At 61.0% G+C, this 20,757-nt stretch carries 20 protein-coding genes; 10 read left to right on the top strand and 10 right to left on the bottom strand.

The window, feature by feature from the left end:
- Positions 1–96: 96 nt before the first annotated feature.
- Both carA and HJA_RS07470 read left to right on the top strand, forming a co-directional pair.
- Complete coding sequence (gene carA / locus HJA_RS07475) at positions 97–1,275, top strand: glutamine-hydrolyzing carbamoyl-phosphate synthase small subunit (RefSeq protein ID WP_035580805.1); 1,179 nt, start codon at positions 97–99, stop codon at positions 1,273–1,275.
- 26 nt (positions 1,276–1,301) lie between these two features.
- Positions 1,302–1,973 carry a 2OG-Fe(II) oxygenase gene (locus HJA_RS07470; RefSeq protein WP_035580297.1) on the top strand — a complete coding sequence of 224 codons (672 nt, stop codon included), beginning with the start codon at positions 1,302–1,304 and terminating at the stop codon, positions 1,971–1,973.
- Here HJA_RS07470 and HJA_RS17945 read toward each other — a convergent pair.
- The gene (locus tag HJA_RS17945) at positions 1,970–2,557 is read right to left on the bottom strand and encodes a TetR/AcrR family transcriptional regulator (protein ID WP_051597484.1); all 588 of its coding nucleotides are present in this window, start codon (positions 2,555–2,557) and stop codon (positions 1,970–1,972) included. The two genes, HJA_RS07470 and HJA_RS17945, sit on opposite strands and share 4 nt — an antisense overlap.
- A gap of 243 nt (positions 2,558–2,800) precedes the next feature.
- Positions 2,801–3,772 carry a M48 family metallopeptidase gene (locus HJA_RS07460; protein WP_241764315.1) on the bottom strand — a complete coding sequence of 324 codons (972 nt, stop codon included), beginning with the start codon at positions 3,770–3,772 and terminating at the stop codon, positions 2,801–2,803.
- A gap of 120 nt (positions 3,773–3,892) precedes the next feature.
- Here HJA_RS07460 and HJA_RS07455 point away from each other — a divergent pair, with 120 nt between their 5' ends.
- The 7 genes from HJA_RS07455 to HJA_RS07425 all read left to right on the top strand — a co-directional run bounded on the left by HJA_RS07455 (position 3,893) and on the right by HJA_RS07425 (position 11,524).
- Entirely contained in the window at positions 3,893–4,630 is a 738-nt protein-coding gene (locus HJA_RS07455) for an MBL fold metallo-hydrolase (RefSeq protein ID WP_035580291.1), read from the top strand.
- A 99-nt stretch (positions 4,631–4,729) separates the two neighbouring features.
- Positions 4,730–5,068 (top strand): YMGG-like glycine zipper-containing protein, encoded by a 339-nt coding sequence (locus tag HJA_RS07450; protein WP_035580288.1) that lies wholly within the window; start codon positions 4,730–4,732, stop codon positions 5,066–5,068.
- A 165-nt stretch (positions 5,069–5,233) separates the two neighbouring features.
- Positions 5,234–5,713 (top strand): hypothetical protein, encoded by a 480-nt coding sequence (locus HJA_RS07445; protein WP_155839889.1) that lies wholly within the window; start codon positions 5,234–5,236, stop codon positions 5,711–5,713.
- Positions 5,714–5,839: 126 nt separating this feature from the next.
- Entirely contained in the window at positions 5,840–9,103 is a 3,264-nt protein-coding gene (carB, locus tag HJA_RS07440; RefSeq protein WP_035580800.1) for a carbamoyl-phosphate synthase large subunit, read from the top strand.
- Positions 9,104–9,169: 66 nt separating this feature from the next.
- A complete protein-coding gene (gene greA, locus HJA_RS07435) occupies positions 9,170–9,643 on the top strand; it encodes a transcription elongation factor GreA (protein ID WP_035580277.1) in 474 nt (157 codons plus the stop codon).
- The gene (locus HJA_RS07430; protein WP_035580274.1) at positions 9,644–10,720 is read left to right on the top strand and encodes a mitochondrial fission ELM1 family protein; all 1,077 of its coding nucleotides are present in this window, start codon (positions 9,644–9,646) and stop codon (positions 10,718–10,720) included. It abuts the gene before it with no gap.
- Between the two features lie 72 nt (positions 10,721–10,792).
- Positions 10,793–11,524, top strand: a complete 732-nt coding sequence (locus HJA_RS07425; RefSeq protein WP_162177039.1) for a helix-turn-helix transcriptional regulator — start codon at positions 10,793–10,795, stop codon at positions 11,522–11,524.
- 7 nt (positions 11,525–11,531) lie between these two features.
- Here the strand turns inward: HJA_RS07425 and mnmA are convergent, their stop codons facing one another.
- From mnmA to HJA_RS07385, 8 genes are all read right to left on the bottom strand, one after another.
- Positions 11,532–12,716 carry a tRNA 2-thiouridine(34) synthase MnmA gene (gene mnmA, locus HJA_RS07420; protein WP_035580271.1) on the bottom strand — a complete coding sequence of 395 codons (1,185 nt, stop codon included), beginning with the start codon at positions 12,714–12,716 and terminating at the stop codon, positions 11,532–11,534.
- Positions 12,717–12,807: 91 nt separating this feature from the next.
- A complete protein-coding gene (locus HJA_RS07415) occupies positions 12,808–13,653 on the bottom strand; it encodes a CheR family methyltransferase (RefSeq protein WP_051597482.1) in 846 nt (281 codons plus the stop codon).
- Positions 13,654–13,721: 68 nt separating this feature from the next.
- A complete protein-coding gene (locus HJA_RS07410) occupies positions 13,722–14,087 on the bottom strand; it encodes a response regulator (protein WP_035580268.1) in 366 nt (121 codons plus the stop codon).
- A gap of 86 nt (positions 14,088–14,173) precedes the next feature.
- Positions 14,174–14,821, bottom strand: a complete 648-nt coding sequence (locus tag HJA_RS07405) for a histidine phosphotransferase family protein (protein ID WP_035580265.1) — start codon at positions 14,819–14,821, stop codon at positions 14,174–14,176.
- Between the two features lie 102 nt (positions 14,822–14,923).
- On the bottom strand, positions 14,924–15,163 hold the full coding sequence (locus HJA_RS07400; RefSeq protein WP_035580262.1) for a hypothetical protein: 240 nt from the start codon (positions 15,161–15,163) through the stop codon (positions 14,924–14,926).
- Between the two features lie 44 nt (positions 15,164–15,207).
- The gene (locus HJA_RS07395; protein WP_051597481.1) at positions 15,208–15,555 is read right to left on the bottom strand and encodes a YdbL family probable chaperone protein; all 348 of its coding nucleotides are present in this window, start codon (positions 15,553–15,555) and stop codon (positions 15,208–15,210) included.
- 19 nt (positions 15,556–15,574) lie between these two features.
- The gene (locus HJA_RS07390) at positions 15,575–15,760 is read right to left on the bottom strand and encodes a YnbE family lipoprotein (RefSeq protein WP_035580259.1); all 186 of its coding nucleotides are present in this window, start codon (positions 15,758–15,760) and stop codon (positions 15,575–15,577) included.
- Positions 15,761–15,837: 77 nt separating this feature from the next.
- A complete protein-coding gene (locus tag HJA_RS07385; protein ID WP_035580256.1) occupies positions 15,838–19,143 on the bottom strand; it encodes an intermembrane phospholipid transport protein YdbH family protein in 3,306 nt (1,101 codons plus the stop codon).
- Between the two features lie 234 nt (positions 19,144–19,377).
- Between HJA_RS07385 and HJA_RS07380 the strand changes: the two genes are divergently transcribed.
- Positions 19,378–20,751, top strand: coding sequence for a M23 family metallopeptidase (locus tag HJA_RS07380; RefSeq protein WP_051597480.1), 1,374 nt, complete (start codon positions 19,378–19,380; stop codon positions 20,749–20,751).
- The last annotated feature ends 6 nt before the right edge of the window (positions 20,752–20,757 follow it).

The raw sequence follows: 20,757 nt of genomic DNA, 5'->3' as shown, positions 1-20,757 counted from the left end.
CGCAGAGACTCCGCCCCAATACACCGGACGAACTTCATGCGGATGGGTTAACGAGACCCTACGCGGCGTCCGGGAGGTGTGACAAATATGTCCTACATGGCCAAAACTCAAGCGGTGACATCAGCCACCGGAGCGATCGCCCTCGCAGACGGCACGGTTTTCCTGGGCCACGGCTCTGGCGCAGAAGGCATCCGCACCGGAGAATTGTGTTTTAATACAGCGATTACGGGCTATCAGGAGATCCTGACGGACCCCTCCTACGCCTCACAGATCGTCCTCTTCACTTTTCCCCATATCGGCAATGTTGGCGCCAATGGCGAGGACAATGAAGAGGCTTCAGACCCCGCTACCCATGCGGCCCGGGGGGCCATTTTCCGCGAGCCGATCACGGCACCATCGAACTGGCGAGCCACCGAAACCTTCGAATCGTGGCTACAGAAACGCAGAATTGTCGGCCTTTCCGGCGTCGATACGCGCGCGATCACCCGCCTGATCCGTGAAAAAGGCATGCAAAAAGCAGCGATCTGCCACCAGCCGGGCGGAAATATCGACCTCGATGCGCTGATCGAAACCGCCCGCGCCTGGGAAGGCCTGGAGACGGCAGATCTGGCCGCCGACGTCGATACCAACGCCGAGTTCGATAATGCCGAGAGCCTCTGGCAGCCGGAAACCGGCTATGGGCACCTTGATGCCCCTGCCTTCCACGTCGTCGTGGTCGATTTCGGTGTCAAAAAGAACATCCTGCGGAACCTCGCCAATGTCGGCGTGCGCGCGACAGTCGTGAACGGCGACGCCTCGTTCGAGGAAATCGCCTCGCACAAGCCGGATGGCGTTGTCTTCTCCAATGGCCCCGGCGATCCGGCGGCAACGATCCAGCGGTCCGGCGACATGATCCGCGCCGTGATCGACAGCGGCCTGCCAATCCTTGGCATTTGCCTCGGCCACCAGCTTCTGGCCCTGGCCCTTGGCGCAAAGACGATGAAAATGGCGCAGGGTCATCACGGCGCGAACCACCCGGTGAAGGATCTCTCCACTGGCAAGGTCGAGATCGTGTCCATGAACCACGGTTTCACAGTCGACCCGTCCACCCTGCCTGCCGGCGTGGAAGAGAGCCACCGTTCGCTGTTCGACGGAACCAATTCGGGCCTTGCTGTGAAGGACCGGCCGATCATCTCGGTTCAGCATCACCCTGAAGCCAGCCCCGGCCCGCAGGACAGCTTCTACCTGTTCCAGCGGTTTGCGGATCTGATGGATCAACACCGGGCCGGGAAATAATCCGCCCCATTTGAAAGTTTAAGGCCATGGCGGCCATTGCCTCTGAGGTGCCCTTGCCCGGCGACAATCGTCTGGGCGCGATATTGGGCGACCTCTCTTCAAAGGGCTGGAGCTGGCAGCCGCACATGCTGCCGGATGCGCTATACCATGCCTTGCGCGCCGAAGTTCTGGCGGCCAATTTACAGGACGATCTGGCACCTGCCGGAATCGGCCGGGAAACCGACTATCAGCTCGACAGGACGATCCGGAAATCCCGGATTGCCTGGATGGACGGCTCGACCCCGGCTCAGGCGGGCTTCCTGCAGTGGGCGGAACAGCTTCGCCAATCCCTCAATCAGGGGCTTATGATCGGCCTGTTCGAATTCGAAGCCTGTTTCGCCGTCTACCAGCCTGGCGAATTCTATGACCGACATCTCGACAGCTTCGAGGGCGCCCGCAACCGGGTGGTCTCGCTTGTCGTTTACCTGAATGACGACTGGCCGGCAGAGAATGGCGGCGCGCTCGTAGTTTGGCCGGAAGGCGCCGACGAGACCAGTGAACCAGCCGCGCGCCTGCTGCCGGAACAGGCCGGGGTTGTGTTCATGCTGTCGGAAACTGTTCCGCATGCCGTTGAAGTAACGCAAGCCCCCCGGTTCGGCATTGCAGCCTGGTGGCGTGTGAACCCATCCATCCAGGGGCACATCGACCCGCTCGCCTAGTGCAGGTTACGAACCATGATTTCAAAAGCCTCATAGACTTCATCAGGGCTGAGCCCATCGACCCCTTCGGCGAGGGCAAACCCGGCGCCGTTCAGTGCTGACTGAATCAGGACGGCATAGGAATTCACGCGGCGCGGGTCGATCCGCCCCCGCTCTGCCAGGGCCTCAATCCCCCTGCGGACATTGCTTTGCCCGAGATCGCGATTGGACTCGTACCAGCCCTGAAGGCCGAGCACGACCGGCCCCTCATAAAGGACGATCTTGAAATATTCCGGACGGGCCGCCCATTTGAGATAGACCCGGGCACCGGTCAGGAACTGGATGTAGGGATCGTCCTCGCCGCTCATCTTGCGTGCTTCGGAAAGCGCCTCCTCCCCCATCCGTGTCTGCAGGTCTGTCCAGACCTCCCGGAACAGGTCGAGCTTGCTGGGGAAGTGGTGGAAAAGCGCGCCTTTCGTAACACCTGCTTCAGAAACGATGCTGGCGATGCTGGCATTATATCCGTCTTCGGCAAATCTGTGCCGGGCCGCCTCAAGGATAGCGGCGCGGGTGATTTCAGCCTGTTCTGCGGTTCGCCGTGGCATAGGGCATTTTTTTCGTTGCTGGCCTATCATACCAATGGTACGTAACTTTTCAAAGCGCTCCGGAGGGTTTTCCTTGCCCGGAGCACCCTTTTGGAACCGCGTATGTAGTGTGCTGGGTGGGACTGGCCTCAGGCTAGCGCGGGACGCCAACGAACTGCGCCCGCCTGAAAAGGCCTGGGCGCAGTTTTGTGTCTGGCGGTCATCCGGAACGCTCAGCAAGACCTTGCAGCAGAGTAGCGCAGATCAACGAAGCGGACCGCACCGGCGCTCATATTCGGCAATTGCGCCCGGCATCCATTTGCGGAAATTCTCGGCACGCGTCTCGCTGGCGGGGTGCGTGCTCATCCATTCGGGCGGGCGCTGGCCACCGCCGATCTCACCCATACGCTGCCAGAGCTCCGGCGCTTCGCGCGGGTCGTAACAGGCCCGTACCAGCAGATCGAGGCCGATCTTGTCCGCTTCGGTCTCGTGCTCCCGTGAGAATTTGAGCATCCCGCCCTGCGCAGCGATCCCGAAGGCCTGCATGATCGCGCGTTGCTGTGAAGGATCCATGTCCCCCATCGACATGCCGACAGCCATCTGTCCGACCTGCATCACCTGCTGCTGGCTCATCCGCTCTGCCCCATGATGGGCGAGCGCGTGGCCGATTTCATGTCCCATCACAACGGCCAGCTTGTCCGGGTCGGCCAGGTCATCCAGGCTGACCCGGCCATCATAATTGCCGGTGATGTCCAGGATGCCGGTATAGACGGCGACATACCCACCCGGAAGGCAGAAGGCATTGGGCGTCGCGGACTGAACGACATAATAGGTCCAGTCGAATGTCTCGGCGACCGGTGTGAAAGCGTAGCCCTCGTCCAGCAATTCCCGCTCAAGCTCGACTGCGGCCGCCTGTAGCCGGGCACCAATCTCGCGCACCGTGGCCGTCAGCTGCGCGGCTTCGCCGGAACATGTCTGTCCGGCACAAAGCACGGCGTTGCCCTGACTCTGCTCCTGATTGAGGATCTGCAGGTAGGATTGCTGGCCCAGCTTCACTTCCTGCTCGATCGAAACCGTATTCAGCTGCGAGCGGCCCGAAAACGGCACAGGTTTCTGATTCATCTGCCAGTAAAGGAAGAGACCGATTGCGGCGATCAGCAGCAGGCCAAAGCGGCTGCGCAGAAGACGCGCGATCCCTCCGCCGCCACGATACATCCCGCCTCGTTGTGTCGGCATGCGCACGACCCTCGTTCTCCACAATCCTGAGTGCCCATTACCTGTTAGCGGACCCCACCGATCTGGAAAAGCGCCCGCCGCAAGCTTTGCGTTCCCCGCCGGACCGATTATGTAGCGATCATGACTGAGACACCCGCCAACCAGCCCAAGCTCGAGATCCGGATCATTCCGGTGACCCCCCTGCAGCAGAACACGTCCATGATCTGGTCGACAGAGACCAAGGAAGGCGTCTTCGTGGATCCGGGTGGGGACATCGACAAACTGATGGGCGCTGCAGAACAGTTCGGCGTAAAAATTGTCGCCGTCTGGCTGACCCATGGCCATATGGACCATGCAGGGGCCGCAGCGGCCGTTGCAGAACTGACCGGCTGCCCGGTCATCGGTCCTCACGAAGATGACCAGTGGCTGCTGGACGAGATCGAAACCCAGGGCGCGAAATACGGCATCAAGGACGGCCGGAACGTCAAACCTGACCAGTACCTGCATGATGGCGACGTGCTTGACCTTGCCGGCAACAAGTTCGGCGTCGTGCACACGCCCGGGCACACGCCGGGGCATGTTGTGATCTATTCCCAGGAAGGCGGCCTCGCCTTTGTCGGAGACGTCCTCTTCCGTGGCTCGGTCGGGCGGACGGATTTTCCGCGCGGCAACCATCAGCAGCTGATCGATTCGATCACCGGCAAGCTCTGGCCGCTCGGCGAACAGATGCGGTTCGTGCCCGGCCACGGCCCACTTTCCACCTTCGGGCAGGAGCGTCAGGATAACCCTTTCGTGGCTGACGCGGTCACCGGTTACCAGGGCACGGAAAAACAGGCTCCGGACGAGGTCAGCCAGAAGCTTTCCAAGCGCTGGAGCTGACAAGCCCAATCAAGTCTCTGAATTCATTGTAATGTTGTGCGGGGAACCGGCCCGGGGGCAAACCGTTGATGCGGTCATAGCCACCCGAAAGGACCCGATATGACCTTCCCCGTGAAACTGATGGCCATTGGTGCCAGCGCAGCTGTTCTGGCTGCCTGTACTTCGACTGGTACAACCGAACGCAATGCAGCCTATGGCGCCGCCGCAGGTGCGGTGGCCGGCGCCGTGATTGGTAACAATGTCGGCGATGGCGATGCGGAACGCGGTGCCATCATCGGTGGCGCCCTCGGTGGCGCAGCTGGCGCAGCGAAAGGCTGCACCGAGGCCGAAGACTGCGACATGCCTGGTGTGAAGGACCAGGAAACCGAGCGCGATTCCGATGGTGATGGCGTGGCAAACGCCTATGACCGTTATCCTTACGACCGCTCGCGCTGGTAACTGACGGCATAATTTACCAATGGGCGGCCCCGTTCCAACCGAACGGGGTCGCGCTTTGCCGACAGCCCAAAAAAGCGACAAAATACAAAACCAGATGGGAACCAGATCCACCTTGGCGCGTTTTCAACCAGCCGCATCTGTAGCGGTTTGATTAAGGAGCGCGGCATGGTCCCACCCCACCTGTCTTCCCCATTGTCCGTGATGACAAATCGCGAGCCCACCTCTCCCGAAACGGAGGTGAAGACCCGCATCTTCGCCTGGTGTTCTGCCTGGAGCAGCATCGGCGGCAAACTGCCGACCGATAAGCTACGCGAAATCGTCACGGACGGCCCGATCCGGATGGTAACGGATTTCGGCGGGCATATGACGGTCAATGTCTCACTCGACTCTTATTCCGCCTTCTGGTCGTCATTGGTCTCAGAAACGTTCTCCGAATGGTCCCTGCTGATCGATTCTCCGATTGATGTGGCCATCTCCGGCAATATGGCGACTGCGGGGTTCCATGCACGGCTCCAGGGTGTGACCCATGAGAATACCCGTAAGTCCCAGCATCAGCATTCCCGGCAAGTGTTCGAATATGCCCACGGTGTTTGGCGCCTTGTCCAAGAGCAGACCACCATCGCGCCGGAAGAGACCTGCTTCTGACCGCACTCAGGTGGCGGGCTACCACCAACTTACTGCAGCGGGCACCGACTTTCTGCCCACTCTCACCTTGCCCAAGCCTCCGACTCTGCTATGACGCAGCCGTTTGACCGCGAGGAGTTGGGGCACATGCCAAAGCGCACAGATATTAGCTCCATTCTCGTTATTGGCGCCGGACCGATCATCATCGGACAGGCCTGCGAATTCGACTATTCGGGCGTCCAGGCGGTGAAGGCACTGAAGGATGAAGGCTACCGCGTCATCCTCGTGAACTCGAACCCGGCTACGATCATGACCGACCCCGGACTGGCCGACGCGACTTATATTGAGCCGATCACGCCGGAAATCGTCGAAAAGATCATCATCGAAGAAAAGCCGGATGCCCTGCTGCCGACGATGGGCGGCCAGACCGCACTGAACTGCGCGCTGGACCTGCACTATGCGGGCATCCTGGAAAAGCACGGCGTCGAGCTGATCGGCGCCAAGGCGGACGCCATCGAAATGGCTGAAGACCGCGCCCTCTTCCGCGAAGCAATGGACCGGATCGGCCTCGAAAACCCACGGGCAACGATTGTCTCGTCCCCCAAGAAGGCCGACGGCAAATATGACCGGATCGAAGGCCTGAAGCGCGCCATGGAGGCGCTGGACACGGTCGGCCTGCCAGCCATCATCCGTCCGGCCTTCACGCTCGGCGGCACAGGCGGAGGCGTTGCCTACAATGTCGAGGAATATGAAGAGATCTGCCGCTCGGGCCTCGCAGCCTCTCCCAATGCGCAGATCCTCGTCGATGAGAGCCTGCTCGGCTGGAAGGAATATGAGATGGAGGTCGTCCGCGACAAGGCGGACAATGCCATCATCATCTGCTCCATCGAGAATATCGACCCGATGGGCGTACATACCGGCGACTCCATCACCGTCGCCCCTGCCCTGACGCTCACCGACAAGGAATACCAGGTGATGCGGAACGCATCCCTCGCCGTGCTGCGAGAGATCGGCGTGGAGACCGGCGGCTCGAACGTGCAGTTCGCCGTAAACCCGAAAGACGGCCGTCTGGTCGTTATCGAGATGAACCCGCGTGTGTCGCGGTCTTCGGCCCTGGCCTCCAAGGCAACCGGTTTCCCGATTGCGAAGGTCGCGGCCAAGCTCGCCGTCGGCTACACGCTGGACGAAATCGACAATGACATCACCGGCGTGACGCCCGCCTCGTTTGAGCCGACCATCGATTATGTCGTCACCAAGATCCCGCGCTTCGCATTCGAAAAATACAAGGGCACAGAGCCTGTCCTGACCACCGCCATGAAGTCTGTCGGCGAGGCCATGGCCATCGGCCGGAACTTCAAGGAAAGCCTTCAGAAGGCACTGAACTCCCTCGAAACGGGCCTGACCGGCCTGAACGAGCTGCCTTTCGAGGATGAAACAAAACTGCGCGCAGCGCTCGCGATCCAGTCGCCGGATCGACTGCGTGTCGTCGCCGAAGCATTCCGCATGGGGCTCAGCGTGGACGATGTCTACGCCATCACGTCGATCGACAAATGGTTCCTGCGCCAGATCGAGGAAATTGTCGCCGCGGAGAAAACGATCCGCGCGCAAGGCCTGCCGGATGACGCCTACGCAATGACCGACATCAAGGCGATGGGCTTCTCCGACAAACGCCTCGCCGAACTGACCGGCAAGACCGAACAGGCCGTACGCGACCAGCGCCACGCGCTGGACGTGCGTCCGGTCTACAAGCGCATCGACACCTGCGCGGCCGAGTTCGCAGCGAAAACGCCCTATCTTTACTCCACCTATGAGCACCCGCTGTTCGGTCAGGACAAGGCCGACTGCGAAGCCCTGCCCACCGCCCGCGAAAAAGTCGTCATTCTCGGCGGCGGCCCGAACCGGATCGGCCAGGGCATCGAGTTCGACTATTGCTGCTGCCACGCTGCCTTCGCCATGGAAGACCTCGGCATGGAGTCGATCATGGTGAACTGTAACCCGGAAACGGTGTCTACAGACTATGATACATCGGACCGCCTCTATTTCGAGCCACTGACCGACGAGCATGTGCTCGAGGTCATCAACAAGGAAAGCGGCACCGGCCATCTGCGCGGCGTGATCGTTCAGTTCGGCGGCCAGACACCGCTGAAACTTGCCAATCCGCTGCACCAGCAGAACATCCCGATCCTCGGCACCAGCCCGGCGTCGATCGACCTGGCCGAAGATCGCGAGCAGTTCGCCGCGCTGCTGGACAAGCTCGGCATCCAGCAGGCCCCCTCGCGCACGGCGCGCAGCGTGGATGAAGCAGAAGTCAAGGCGAACGAGATTGGCTACCCCGTCATGCTGCGCCCGAGCTTCGTGCTTGGCGGCCGCGCCATGGAGATCGCCCGCAACGACGAAGACCTGCGCAAGTTCGCCGCCGAAGCGCTCCAGGTTTCCGGCGATGCCTCTCTCTTCATCGACCGCTATCTCTCGGACGCCACTGAGGTGGATGTCGATGCGATCTGTGATGGGGAGAACGTCCACGTCGCGGGCATCATGGAGCATATCGAAGAAGCCGGCGTTCATTCGGGCGACTCTGCCTGCGCCCTGCCGCCCTTCACGCTCTCCCCTGCCCTTCAGGGCCGCCTCGCCGAGCAGACGATTGCGCTGGCACGTGCGCTGGACGTGCGTGGACTGATAAACATCCAGTTCGCAGTGAAAGGCGAAGAAATCTACGTTCTGGAAGCCAACCCGCGCGCCAGCCGGACAGTTCCGTTCGTTGCCAAGGCCGTCGGCGCGCCGATCGCCGGCATCGCTGCGAAAGTGATGGCGGGTGAAAAGCTGACCGGGTTCGATCTCACTCATGCCAATCCACGCCGGGTGGCTGTCAAAGAAGCCGTCTTCCCCTTCGCCCGCTTCCCGGGTGTCGACCCGCAACTTGGCCCGGAGATGCGCTCGACCGGCGAAGTCATGGGCTGGGACGATGATTTCGGTACCGCCTTCCTGAAAAGCCAGCTCGGCTGCGGTGTGGTTCTCCCAACGGAAGGCGCCGTCTTCATCTCCGTGAAGGATTCGGACAAGACCGGCGTCATCGAAGCGGCGCGCGAACTCGTTGACCTGGGCTTCACCCTGGTGGCCACGTCTGGCACGGCGGCGCACCTGGAAGCTGAGGGCCTGCCGGTGAGCTCGATCAACAAGGTCAATGAGGGCCAGCCCCACATTGTGGATGCCATGATCAATGGCGAAATCCAGCTGGTATTCAATACGACGGAAGGTGCAACATCCATTGCAGATAGCGCCTCGATCCGCCGGACCGCCGTGGCCCGGAAAATTCCCTATTACACCACGCTCGCCGCTTCGATTGCGTCCGTTCGCGCAATCACCAGCATGAAGTCACGGGAAATCTCCGTCCGCGCCTTGCAATCGGCGTGACAAGCCCCACTTGACGACGCTCACATTTACGACAACGATTTTCGCCCAATTACAGAGGTGACCCCCATGGAACGCATCCCCATGACCGCAGAAGGCCATGCTGCGCTTCAAGCTGAGCTGAAAAACCTCAAATCGGTTGAGCGCCCGAATATTATCGCGGCGATTGCCGAGGCGCGCGCGCATGGCGACCTGTCGGAAAATGCCGAATACCATGCGGCAAAAGAGAAGCAGAGCTTCATCGAAGGCCGTATCAGCGAACTGGACGACAAGCTCGCCCGCGCTGACGTGATTGATGTGTCCAAGCTGACTGGCGGGAAGATCCGCTTCGGCGCCACGGTCTCCCTGATCGATGTCGATTCGGAAGAGGAATCCTCCTACAAGATCGTCGGCGACGACGAGGCGAATGTGAAGGAAGGCAAGATTTCCATCTCTTCCCCCATCGCCCGCGCGCTGATCGGCAAGGAAGAAGGCGACGAGGCTGAAGTCGCAGCACCTTCAGGGGCCCGGGCCTACGAAATCGTCAAAGTCGAGTACCGGTAAATGTCCGGGCCGGGATCGCTCGGACCCTCAGTCTGGGCGGTCTCTGATGGCCGCGCAGGCAACGCCGCCCAGGTGCGCGCCATTGTGCAGGCGCTGGGAGAAACACGCCGCTGGATGAAAATCGGACATATTCCGGGGGAAGGCCACCGGCCTGACCCAATCGTCCTGACACCGCGCGCGCCATGGACATGGCTGCCGGCCGACAACTGGCCCTCGCCCCTGTCGGCCCTGCCTGCGAAGCAACGCCCCCTGTTGCAACCGCCCTGGCCTACCGTCTGGATCGCTGCCGGGCGCCGCTCGGCGGCCTTCACCCGGGCGGTGCGTGACTGGTCCGGGGGGCGCACACTGACGGTCCAGATTCTTGACCCGCATATCCCGCCTGACAATTTCGACCTGCTGGTCACACCGGCCCATGATGGCGTCACCGGGCCGAACGTCATTCAGACGATCGGATCGCCTTCGTATTTCTCGCCTCATACGATTGAAGAAGCCGGCCAGGCCTTTGCCGATCTCGCTGACGAACGCGGCAAGAGTGCAATTGTCATTTTGGGCGGCGACAGCAAAGCCCACAAATTTACCGAGGTAGCAGCACAGCGGCTCGACAGCCAATTGCGCGCCCTGGCCGGGCTTGGCTGGCGCCTTCGAATAACGGCCTCACGCAGAACCCCGGACCCGGTCCGCGCGCGCTTCCGCCGGATGGCCGATGAAATCGGCGCAAAATTCTGGTCGGGCACGGATGATGGTCCGAACCCCTACATCGCCTGGCTGACTTTCTCAGACGTTGCGATCGTGACCGAAGACAGCGCCAACATGCTGTCCGATGCCACCTGGCATGGTCTGCCGCTTCACATAGCCAGGCTGGAAGGCCGCTCGGAAAAGTTCGACAAGTTGCACGAAAGCCTGATCGGGCATGGTGCAGCGCGCTGGTTCGACGGCATGCTGGAAACCTGGACCTATACCCCGTTGCGGGAAGCCGACCGGGTTGCCGACGCGATCGTGGACAAGCTGCTGGAGCGATACCCTCAGCCGGATATGGGGCAGTCCGACAAAGTGGCCGCCCCGGATTGGCTGAGCTGATCTTTTCGATTCCGGTTTTTCTTGCGTTTTGAAACTGTCTGAGGCCATATGATGGTGGCCTTGGGGGTCCGAATGCCACGCGACATGGAGTATCTTAGGGAGTGTTTCCGGGCTTGCCGAGACGCGCAGACGTTCCGGGATCTCCAAGTTGCGGCAAAAGCTTTTTACGGGTCCACGCACGTCGTGATGGCGAGCTATTTCCACTATCCGCCCGTCGGCGCACATGATTTCGACGGGCAGATCCGGGTTGGCGAATTTGGCTATCCGGATGCGTGGCGGAAAACCTATCTTGAAGAGAAGTTGTACCTGAGCGACCCGCTCGCCCGCCGGGCGGCAAGCTTTACCCGTCCGTACTTCTGGTCGGAGGTCCCTGCACTGCCTAACCTGACCGAAGACGAGCTGGAGTACATCAAGCGCGTTTCAGCACTGAACCTTGGCGAAGGCCTGGGCATCCCACTCTTCGGACCGGCTGGCCGAAACGGATATGCAGCGCTTGGCTTTGGAAACAATGGTCGCCCGCCGCCGGACCAAATTCTTGAGTTGCAGGCAGGCGCTCAGATGGGGCACCTCGCCTATTGCCGCTTGTTGTTACGCGACCTTCCGAATGGCACCAATTTGTCTACCAGAGAAAGGGAAATTCTCCGCTGGGTCGCCCGTGGCCGGACAAATTCCCAGATCGCAGAAGTGCTTCACCTCTCCCGTAACACGGTCGAGACTTATATCCGGCGCTGTTTCGAGAAGCTCGATGTGAATGACCGGGTTTCGGCCGCTCTGCGTGGCATTGCCCTCGGCATGGTGGACTAAGCTCGGCTCAGGCCGCCACAACCCGCTCATCCGCAGGAATGGCCTTCAGGATGAAGCCACCGCCCAGAATGCGCGTACCGCCATCCGGATCATACAGGACTGCCGCCTGACCGCGCGCAACGCCTTCTTCCGGTTCGTCGAACCAGATGACTGGCGTGCCGTCTTGCCAGCCGAGCCGGGCCGGCACGGGTGGGCGTGTCGACCGCACACGGACGAGCACAGTTGCGCCGGCATCTGCAGCAGCTTCCAGACTTCCTGATCCGATCCAGTTCAATTCTTCCAGCAAGAGACCGGATGTCATCAGGGCTTCACGCGGTCCGACAATAACGCGACGGTTCGGGGCATCGATCTTCACCACAAAGAGCGGCTCCCCGGTCGCAACACCAAGCCCCCGGCGCTGGCCAATTGTGTAGTGGATAACCCCATTGTGCTCGCCCAGCACACGGCCATCGAGATGTACAATATCCCCGCCGCGTCCTGCACCCGGGCGGAGTTTTTCGACGACATTTGCGTAGGATCCTTCCGGCACAAAGCAGATGTCCTGGCTGTCCGGCTTGGAGGCGACCGGCAGGTTGAACCGGTCGGCCAGCTCACGGACTTCCGTCTTCGGGAGATCGCCCAGCGGGAAGCGCAGGAAGTTTAGCTGCTCGCGCGTCGTGGCAAACAGGAAGTAGGACTGGTCACGCGACGCATCGGCCGCCCGGTGCAGTTCAGGCCCATCCGCCCCTTCGGTGCGGCGGATGTAGTGACCGGTCGCCAGGCAATCGGCGCCGAGGTCTTTCGCCGTTTTCAGCAGGTCGGAAAACTTGACGGTCTGATTGCAGCGGATGCACGGGATCGGGGTCGACCCGGCGAGATAGGTGTCGGCGAAATCCTCCATCACCTGCTCGCGGAACTTCGACTCATAATCCAGCACATAATGCGGGATACCGATCATGTCGGCCACGTTCCGCGCATCATGGATGTCCTGTCCGGCGCAGCAGGCGCCCTTCTTCTCGATGGCGGCGCCATGGTCGTACAGCTGCAACGTGATCCCGATCACGTCATAGCCTTCCGCTTTCAGCATGGCGGCCACGACAGAGCTGTCGACGCCGCCAGACATGGCGGCGACCACGCGGGTGTCAGCCGGCGCTTTCGCGAATCCAAGGGAATTGATGCCGCCCGTCCCGGCAGCCATTTTCGTATCGGTCATCTCTCACTCCCACCGGGTTCAAGGCCCGGAGCAGCCAAGGTTGAGGCGCGCATATAGCGGCAAGAGAGGCGAAGGTGAAGGGGCAGCCTGTTCAGGCGGCCGAAGTGGCGGATTTCGGTCCACTGCCGGATGCCACCCAGCTGCCGCGGAAATCGCGGGACGGTTCCAGCTGATTGGTCAGACCGATCAGGCTTTCCCCCTGCCCCAGAATGATGTGGCCGCCTGGCATCAGCTGAGCCGCGAGATTATCCGCAACGCGGCTACGGGCAGATCGGTCCATGCCGGACAGGACATTACGGCACAGGATGACGTCGAACTTACCGAGACCGCCGGCGCTTTCCAGTAGATTGTGCTGGCGGAAGCTGACCTTGCTGCGCAGGGCCTCTGAAATCTCCCACTGGCCACTGTCCGTGCGGGTGAAATGCTCCATCAGGCGGTGGATGGACAGGCCTTTCTGGACTTCATAGTGCCCGAACCTGCCCGCGCGGGCCCGTTCGACGGCCGCCTTGCACAGATCGGTGGACAGGATCTCGATCTTCGCGCCGCGCAGAGCAGCGGGCGGGTCATCCTCCAGCAACATGGCGAGCGAATAGGCTTCCTGGCCTGTCGAGCCGCCTGCGATCCACACTTTTACCCGGCCCGTATTGCCGGCCTTCAGACGCATGGGCAGGATGTCGTTGACCAGCCGGTGCAGCGTGTCCCGCTCCCGAAAGAACCATGTGTCCTTGGAAACCAGCGCCGCAGCGCATTCTGCCGCAAACACAGGGTTCGCCCGCGATTTCAGGCAATGGACCAGATCTTCAAGCGACCCGAAGCCTTCACGGCGCGCAATCGGCGCAAGCCGGGCTTCGATCAGATAGGATTTTGATCGCGGAATCGCCTGACCCGACCCTTTCAGGGCCAGATCTGCCAATTCGTTGAAAACCCCATCCTGCATAATTCGCTCCGGTCCCGGGCTGATGCGTTGCAAAAGTTACCGGTACAGCAAGGATTGTTAAGAAATACTTAGATCAGCCCGACTTCGGCAAACTTGCTTTCGAGAATTTCAGCGTCGAAGGGCTTCATAATAAACTCGTCGGCACCCGACCTGAGGGCCTCGCCAACATGTTCGGCATCATTCTCGATTGAACAGAACATGACAACCGGCTTTTTCCCGCCCTCTTCACGGCGAAGCGCGCGGAGAAAATCGAGCCCGTTCATCACCGGCATGTTCCAGTCCAGCAGGACAGCATCCGGCATCTGTTTCCGGCAAATGTCCAGCGCCTCCGAGCCATTACCGGCCTCGGTCACTTCAAAGCGCATGTCCTTGATAATACGGGCAGCCACCTTCCGAACCACCCGCGAGTCGTCGACGATCAGACACGTTTTCATGAACTATATCCCCACTGGGAACCCAACTCCCGACGCTCGCCGAAGTGTCTTAACATAAACTTTCCATCCCCGCAGCCGGAGCAGGCTCAGCCTTCGGCGCGCAGCCCGGTAACCATGAAGATCACCTGACCATCGCTGGATTTGGCAGTCAGCTCGCCATCAAGGCCATCCGAGATCATCTTGGTAAAAAGCGACTGGATGTTCTCCGCCCGCCAGCCCTCTTCCGGCTCGGTGCCTTCAATTGCCGCCGTGACTTCGCTCTTGAGGCGGGCACGGTCACCCTTCGCGGTCAGAGTGATGGTCAGCCCGCCCGCTTCGCTGCGGATGCGGACAGAGACCACGCCGCCGCGCGGCAGGGATTCCACGGCCATCATGACCAGATTCATCATCAGGCGCACATGAGAAAAGCTCAGATGGTCGGCCTGTATGTCCCATTCCACACTCGGCTTGTGGCTCTTGATGAAGGCCTCAGTGATCTTGCGGGCTTCGTGAATGTCCGCCGCGCCCGCGTTCAGACCGATGGAACCAAATGCGTAGCGCAGGAACTGGATGCGTGCCGCCGCTTTTTCCGCACCGTCATGCAGCAGGGCTTCAGCCTGCTCCTTCATTTCATGGTCGCCCGGCTCGCTCATCAGGTCGAGTGCATTGGTGACCGAGGACACCGGCGAGACAAGGTCGTGGCAAATACGCGACGCAACGTACGCCGAAAGGCGCGCAGGATCGATCGATGACATAGTCAGCCCTGTAGATAATAGTGTGGCAGTGGCGGCAGGATTGGGTGCTCCGCCGTCTCTGTCAATCAAAGCTGCGTGAAGTTCCCGTCACAGCAGCAGAGATCAAACGGAAGGGTCATCCGGACGGTCAAGATCGTCATGGCCCGAGCGGGCGGAATAAAATGTAAGGAAAAACAAGCCGCCAGAGAGACCGACCGTCAACACAGCCCCTATAATATAGGCCGCCCAGCCATGCCCGCTGATGCCGTCGGATCCTCCCATCCAGAAACGTGGCATGACGGCCAGCACCACTGCGAGAACAGCGATGCAGGCAAAAACGATGGCAATGGCTTTGCGTGACATGCGCCCTACCCTAAGGCCGCTGCCGGGTCGGGCAAGTCACGATGTCATTTGCGTTTCCAGACGCCGGACTCGTCCATGTAATATTCACCGGCATCGAGCTTCTCGATCTGCTTTTCACCCGTCAGACGGGCGACCTGCGCCGGAGTCGTGCCGGTCTGAGCAGCGACTTCGGCATATTTGGCAGCGCGGCGATTGTTGATCTCATTCACTTTGCGGACCAGCGAAGGGTCGGCCGTGCCAACAACGCCGAGAAGACCATCAATGGTCTCACCCACCTGGCCTGCATCGATGGCGGCATCAATGACCGGGTCACCGGCAAAAGCGGCGGGCGCCATCGCAAAGGATGCAATGGCGAAAACGGAGGCAGCGGCAATAGTGCGAAGGGATGTCATGTTGTGTCTCCTCTCTTCGCTAGAACAGGTCCGGGTTGTCCGCGATCAGCTCTTCGACTTCCTTGTCAAGAATGATGCGGACCTCCTGGGTGATGTTCAGATCGATCTTGATCGGCTTGTCCGACGGTTCAATCTTAATCGTATGCGTGCAGGCAGCCAGGATAGCAAATCCGGCGCCGGCCAGGAGCGTGTTTCGAAAGGTCATGGGCGTGACGGCCTCCTTGGATCTTGCGCCACCATGCCATGGCGCGGCTTAACGTCAATCAAGGACATGGTTGTTCATTATTCATCTTCTGAAATTTTCAGCCCGCGGTCTGTCAAAACTTCCTCAACCACGAAATCCGTCAGTTTCTGCTGATTGGTATAGAACTGGCTGGAACGGAACAGCTCTGCCAGCGCCGAATCCACGGCAATGTTGAATTCAAACGGCTGGCCTTTCAGGATGTGTGCATTCTGTCCGTAGGTGATGTCGTTCCGGCTCTTGCCCGCCAGTTTCAGGGTGATTTTCACCCGGTCCGCGACGTCCCCGTCGAGCCCGACTTCCAGCACCGTGAAATCGAAATCCTTCAGCGCCTCAAAGGCAAGCCGGACATTGGCGTCGGATTGCGCGGCAGAGTCTGCCGCATCGCCCAGATAGGCAACCCGTCCGCCACCATCATCAGCCAGAAGACGCGCATCCCGGATCAGGACTTTCGATCGTTCCACATCGATGGGGAACCTGCCAGAGACACTGCCTTCAGCTTCAATCTTTGGCAGCTTCAGGATACGGACGAGTTCAGCCAGATCGATTGCATCCGCTGTGACCTCAACGTGCTGCGTGTCTGCACCAAGCGTCCAGTCGAAGGGCGAGAGCGCCAGCGTGCCGCCCGCGAACGGGAAGGCCGCCGACTCAACCACCAGGGTTTTTCCGCCGGACAGGGCAAACACGATACGTCCATCCTTCAGGGGCACGCCTGGGTTCATGCCACCGACTGTCAGCACTTGTGTGGGCGCGGTGGAGAGAGTGAACAGATCTGCGAAGTGGACAGCCCCATTCACATTCTCGACCCGGCCGAGACGTGTGGTCTGGAACCCGAAGTCCGAGACCGACACATCGGCTGTCCCGGCAAGGCGTCCGCCATCGATCACCACGTCCGATACAGCCGCCATGCGGCCTGATGCATCGGTGTAAACACCGCGCAGAAGCTCAGACAACATCACAGGCTGCAGACCGCCTTTGCGGAACTCCAGCGGCCGTGTCGCGACACGCGCCGTGCCATCAAGCGTCAGCACATTGATGTTGGCTGTAATCTCTCCGACAGAAACATCATTCGCCTGCAGACGAAGCGGACCGCTCAGGGCAAGCTGCCACTCATGCATCTCGGCCGTCAGGTCTGAAAGCAGCGGCTGGTAGACCGGGTCGTCCCGGAAGTCGCGGATCAGGACGGACTCCCCCGCCAGGTCGCCCGAGAGGCCGCCAGCTCCGATCTCCCCATCAAAGCGGATTTCGCGGGCGGTGACCTTTGCCGGGATCAGCGTTCCGCCAAACACTGTACTACCAAGCGTTGCAGCAAGCGCAGGCGCCTTCCCTTTTGCCGTAACGAGCCGCACACGCGGGCTGGCCCCATCAATCGACAGCGTGCGGTCGCCAATATCCATTGGCAGGTCAATATCCGGAGACGACAGCGAAAGGCTGAACTGCTTGCTGACGGCCCAGTCCACCGCAGCATCGCTGAGATTGAGCACGCCTGTGACCGATTTCGACTCAAACGGCCAGGACAGATTGCCTAGAGACGCTCTTCCCGACGCATCACCGGCACCGGGTTTCATGAAGACGCCATCACGCGGGCAGAGATCGAGCCGGTTTTTCTGGAAAACAACACCGCCAAGCGTCAGCCCTTGCGTTTCGAAAGTCAGGCAGGGGTCCTTGATGGGTTCGACACGCAGCCCCTTCTCCGTATTGCTGACCTGCACAGCGCCGCTCAGACGCGAGTGATCCAGGGTCAGGCCGAGCACCGGCCCGGACAGGATCACTGCCCCGCCCGCGGTGACGCGAAGATCTTCAGGCCCGGAACTGACCTGAACAGCCCCCAACTCCATACTGAACTGTGTTCCGTTTACGGACCAGGGCGATAGTTCGATCGACTCCGCAGACAAAAGCAATCCGTCAGGCCCGAAGGTCAGCGCGTTCAGGTCTGTCACCAGTTCAGGGGCGCCGCCGCCCCGCAAAGAAACGCGTCCACTGACCGATGTCTGCCCATGATGCAGGCTGAACCAGGGCGCGTCGGTGCGCTGTGAAACCGTGAGCTTCAACCCGCTTTTCGATGTCAGCAACGCAGTGTCCTGCGCATCGAAGGTCAGGCGGCGCTCATGGAGGTTGGCCGTTATGTTCGCTTCCGCGTCAAACGCAGACAAGGCCCGCTGGAAAGCCACCCTCATGCTATCGCCATGAGCCGTCAGGGGCACAGGCAATTTCACTCGGCTCAGCAGTGGTTCGGCTGTCTCCTCAGACAGCGATGTGCCCGTTGCGACAATCCGCCCGGTAAATCGCAATCCGTCCCCCTTCGACCAGGAGACATCTCCTGCAGCAGAAACCTGATCGGCCTGTCCCTGAGGGAGTGACGCAGAAGACAGGCTGATTTCCAGCGGCCCGGCGAAGTCCACATCCGTCTGCCTCAGGGAAGCTTCGAGGCGCGCAGCTTCGCCAGCATAGCCCGTCCAGCGCACCTTGCCCGCATCCAGTTGCACATCGGCTTCCATCAGGGCGTCACGCACACCATCAAGCGACAGGTCTGCCAGACGGCCCAGTCTCGCATGCCCGCCGGTTTGTAGCGCGGCCAGCGCAAATCCCTTGCCCGAAGCCTCTGCGACCTCACCATCCCAGACGAGTTGCGCGGGGGTATCATCTGCAATGCCGGCCTCAAGGCTGGCGACGAGTTCAGCATTCGTCAAATTCACATTGTCTGTACGCAACGCTTCCAGAGTGACATTCACGCGCCCCTCAAGCTGGCCACCGCGTGCCGTCAGTTCAGCCACACCGCCAGACCAGCGGACATACCCCTGCGGTTCGTCCAGGCTGGCGGGCTCCAGAACGAGGGAGGCCTGCCCGTTCTGCGGAAACTGCCCGCTCGCCGTGATACTGGCGCTGATGTCACCGGCACTCGTTGCGATCAGGATACGGCCGTCACGGACATCAATCGCCGGCAGATCGCTACCGCCACCGCTACCGCCGGACGGCACCAGCCGCTCCAGGCCATAAAAGCCGAACTGTCCATCCGACAGCGCCCCGCGCACCACAGGCGCATCCAGCTCCACCGCTTCAACACGCGGGGACAAAACACCGGACCAGTCCAGCCGGACATGGACCCGGGCAGCCTCGAACGCCTTATGCCCCTGCCCGGTAACAGACAGGTCTTCGATAACTGCACCGCTCAGGCCAAGACTGTCGAAGCGGCTTGAACAGGTCAGATCCCGCTCAGCACACCATCCGGCCAGCACCTGCCGGGCTAGTGTCTTGCGCAGGCCCCAGCCGGCGACCCCGGCCAGGAAGACCACAAGCACAACCGCCAGCAGAATGCGGCGCGCCCAGCGTGCGGGCACCTGGGGCATCGGCCCGCCCCCTTTATTTAAATCTCCGTCATCTGGTGGCGTCACTGACTCATCCGGCTTGCATCCGGCTCTCTGTGGAAATTAGAATCTTGCCTGAAAGGGGAATTCCTTTCCGGCCTTGTTTCAAAAGCCTTAATAGGCAAAGGCGATAACAATTTGGCGAATAAAAGTCCGCTTGCACGGGAGTTGCAGGCAGGATGCCAAGGGTGGCGACAATATGGAGGGGCTTGCACCATGCAGGACACTCAACAACCGACCCAATCCCAGGCGCCCGCGCGTTCGACCCTGTCGCATGGCGTGAAGAGCCTCGTGGCCCTGCTGGTTCTGGGCACAGGATCCGCCATTGCGGGCCTCCTGATTGCCGGACCGAACGGACAGAATGGCCCGGGCGCAGCGGAAGCGGCGCCTGCCCCGCCGCCATTGGCCGCGACACTGCTGACAGCGACGGACATGGAGCCGCCTGCCAGCCCGCTGCAGACCGCCAGCGGCAAGCTGGCCCGCCGGGAAACGCTCACAGGCCTCATCCAGCGCCTTGGCGCGCCGGCCAATGAAGCCGCTGGGGCGCTCCAGACACTTTACGACGGAGAGCTCCTTGATCCGCGGCGACTGCTGCCAGGGCTTGAGGCTGAGGTTTTCCTCGACGACGGCCATCTGCGCGCCCTGAATGTGAAAGCCGAGGCCGGCCGGAACCTGTTCATCACCCGCAGCGCCGATGGCGGCTGGACTGCTGCCGCCCTCAATGCCCGGCTGACCCCGCATTATCACCGTGTTGGCGCGCCGATCGAGACATCGATCTATGAAACCGCGCTCAAGCTCGGCGCTGGCGACCAGCAGGTCGTCGATTACGCCTCGGTCTTTGCCTACGATGTTGACTTCCAAAGAGAAATTCACCCCGGGGACTCCTTTGAAATGGTGTACGAAACGTACACCGATGAGGCCGGCCATCCGGTAAAGACCGGAAACCTGATCTATGCCTCACTGAACGGCCAGGCCCTGTCGCGCAGCTTCTACCGCTTCACCCCCTCTGATGATGGAGAGACCGACTACTTTGATTTCAATGGCGAAAGCGCCACAAAGTTCCTGATGAAGACGCCGATCAACGGCGCACGGCTGTCATCTTCCTTCGGCAACCGCGTTCATCCGATTTCCGGCTACACCCGCCTGCACAAGGGCACGGACTTTGCCGCACCGACCGGCACGCCGGTCTATGCCGCCGGCAACGGTACGGTTGAGTGGGCTGCCCGCCGGGGCGGATATGGCAACTACATCATCGTCCGCCACGCCAATGGCTACAAAACGGCCTATGCGCACCTGTCCCGCTATGCCAGCGGCCTGCGCAAGGGTCGCCATGTGCGCCAAGGCGACATCATTGGCTATGTCGGATCAACAGGGGCCTCCACCGGACCACACCTGCACTATGAAGTGTACATCAATGGCCAGCCGGTGAACGCGATGAAACTCAAGCTGCCCACCGGCCGCAAGCTGGCCGAGACCCCGGCCATGCTGGCGGAATTTCTGGAAGCCCGCGATGCCATCGATGCCATTCGCAGTGAGCAGGACGCCCCCCGCCTCAGCGTCTCCCTGCCATCAAACCCGCCTTCTCCATAGGTCGCG

This window comes from Hyphomonas jannaschiana VP2 (assembly GCF_000685215.1).
Lineage (GTDB): Bacteria > Pseudomonadota > Alphaproteobacteria > Caulobacterales > Hyphomonadaceae > Hyphomonas > Hyphomonas jannaschiana.
This window is presented reverse-complemented; position numbering and strand designations above follow the sequence as displayed.

Bases quoted from the DNA above. Each gene is read 5' to 3' on its own strand.
- HJA_RS07450 (WP_035580288.1), top strand. From the start codon at position 4,730: ATGACCTTCCCCGTGAAACTGATGGCCATTGGTGCCAGCGCAGCTGTT.
- HJA_RS07390 (WP_035580259.1), bottom strand. From the start codon at position 15,760: ATGACCTTTCGAAACACGCTCCTGGCCGGCGCCGGATTTGCTATCCTG.
- HJA_RS07470 (WP_035580297.1), top strand. From the start codon at position 1,302: ATGGCGGCCATTGCCTCTGAGGTGCCCTTGCCCGGCGACAATCGTCTG.
- HJA_RS07455 (WP_035580291.1), top strand. From the start codon at position 3,893: ATGACTGAGACACCCGCCAACCAGCCCAAGCTCGAGATCCGGATCATT.
- HJA_RS07445 (WP_155839889.1), top strand. From the start codon at position 5,234: ATGGTCCCACCCCACCTGTCTTCCCCATTGTCCGTGATGACAAATCGC.
- mnmA (WP_035580271.1), bottom strand. From the start codon at position 12,716: ATGACCGATACGAAAATGGCTGCCGGGACGGGCGGCATCAATTCCCTT.
- HJA_RS07385 (WP_035580256.1), bottom strand. From the start codon at position 19,143: ATGCCCCAGGTGCCCGCACGCTGGGCGCGCCGCATTCTGCTGGCGGTT.
- HJA_RS07430 (WP_035580274.1), top strand. From the start codon at position 9,644: ATGTCCGGGCCGGGATCGCTCGGACCCTCAGTCTGGGCGGTCTCTGAT.
- HJA_RS17945 (WP_051597484.1), bottom strand. From the start codon at position 2,557: ATGCCACGGCGAACCGCAGAACAGGCTGAAATCACCCGCGCCGCTATC.
- HJA_RS07460 (WP_241764315.1), bottom strand. From the start codon at position 3,772: ATGCCGACACAACGAGGCGGGATGTATCGTGGCGGCGGAGGGATCGCG.
- HJA_RS07400 (WP_035580262.1), bottom strand. From the start codon at position 15,163: ATGTCACGCAAAGCCATTGCCATCGTTTTTGCCTGCATCGCTGTTCTC.
- HJA_RS07380 (WP_051597480.1), top strand. From the start codon at position 19,378: ATGCAGGACACTCAACAACCGACCCAATCCCAGGCGCCCGCGCGTTCG.
- carA (WP_035580805.1), top strand. From the start codon at position 97: ATGGCCAAAACTCAAGCGGTGACATCAGCCACCGGAGCGATCGCCCTC.
- HJA_RS07395 (WP_051597481.1), bottom strand. From the start codon at position 15,555: ATGACATCCCTTCGCACTATTGCCGCTGCCTCCGTTTTCGCCATTGCA.
- HJA_RS07415 (WP_051597482.1), bottom strand. From the start codon at position 13,653: ATGCAGGATGGGGTTTTCAACGAATTGGCAGATCTGGCCCTGAAAGGG.
- HJA_RS07405 (WP_035580265.1), bottom strand. From the start codon at position 14,821: ATGTCATCGATCGATCCTGCGCGCCTTTCGGCGTACGTTGCGTCGCGT.
- greA (WP_035580277.1), top strand. From the start codon at position 9,170: ATGGAACGCATCCCCATGACCGCAGAAGGCCATGCTGCGCTTCAAGCT.
- HJA_RS07425 (WP_162177039.1), top strand. From the start codon at position 10,793: ATGCCACGCGACATGGAGTATCTTAGGGAGTGTTTCCGGGCTTGCCGA.
- carB (WP_035580800.1), top strand. From the start codon at position 5,840: ATGCCAAAGCGCACAGATATTAGCTCCATTCTCGTTATTGGCGCCGGA.
- HJA_RS07410 (WP_035580268.1), bottom strand. From the start codon at position 14,087: ATGAAAACGTGTCTGATCGTCGACGACTCGCGGGTGGTTCGGAAGGTG.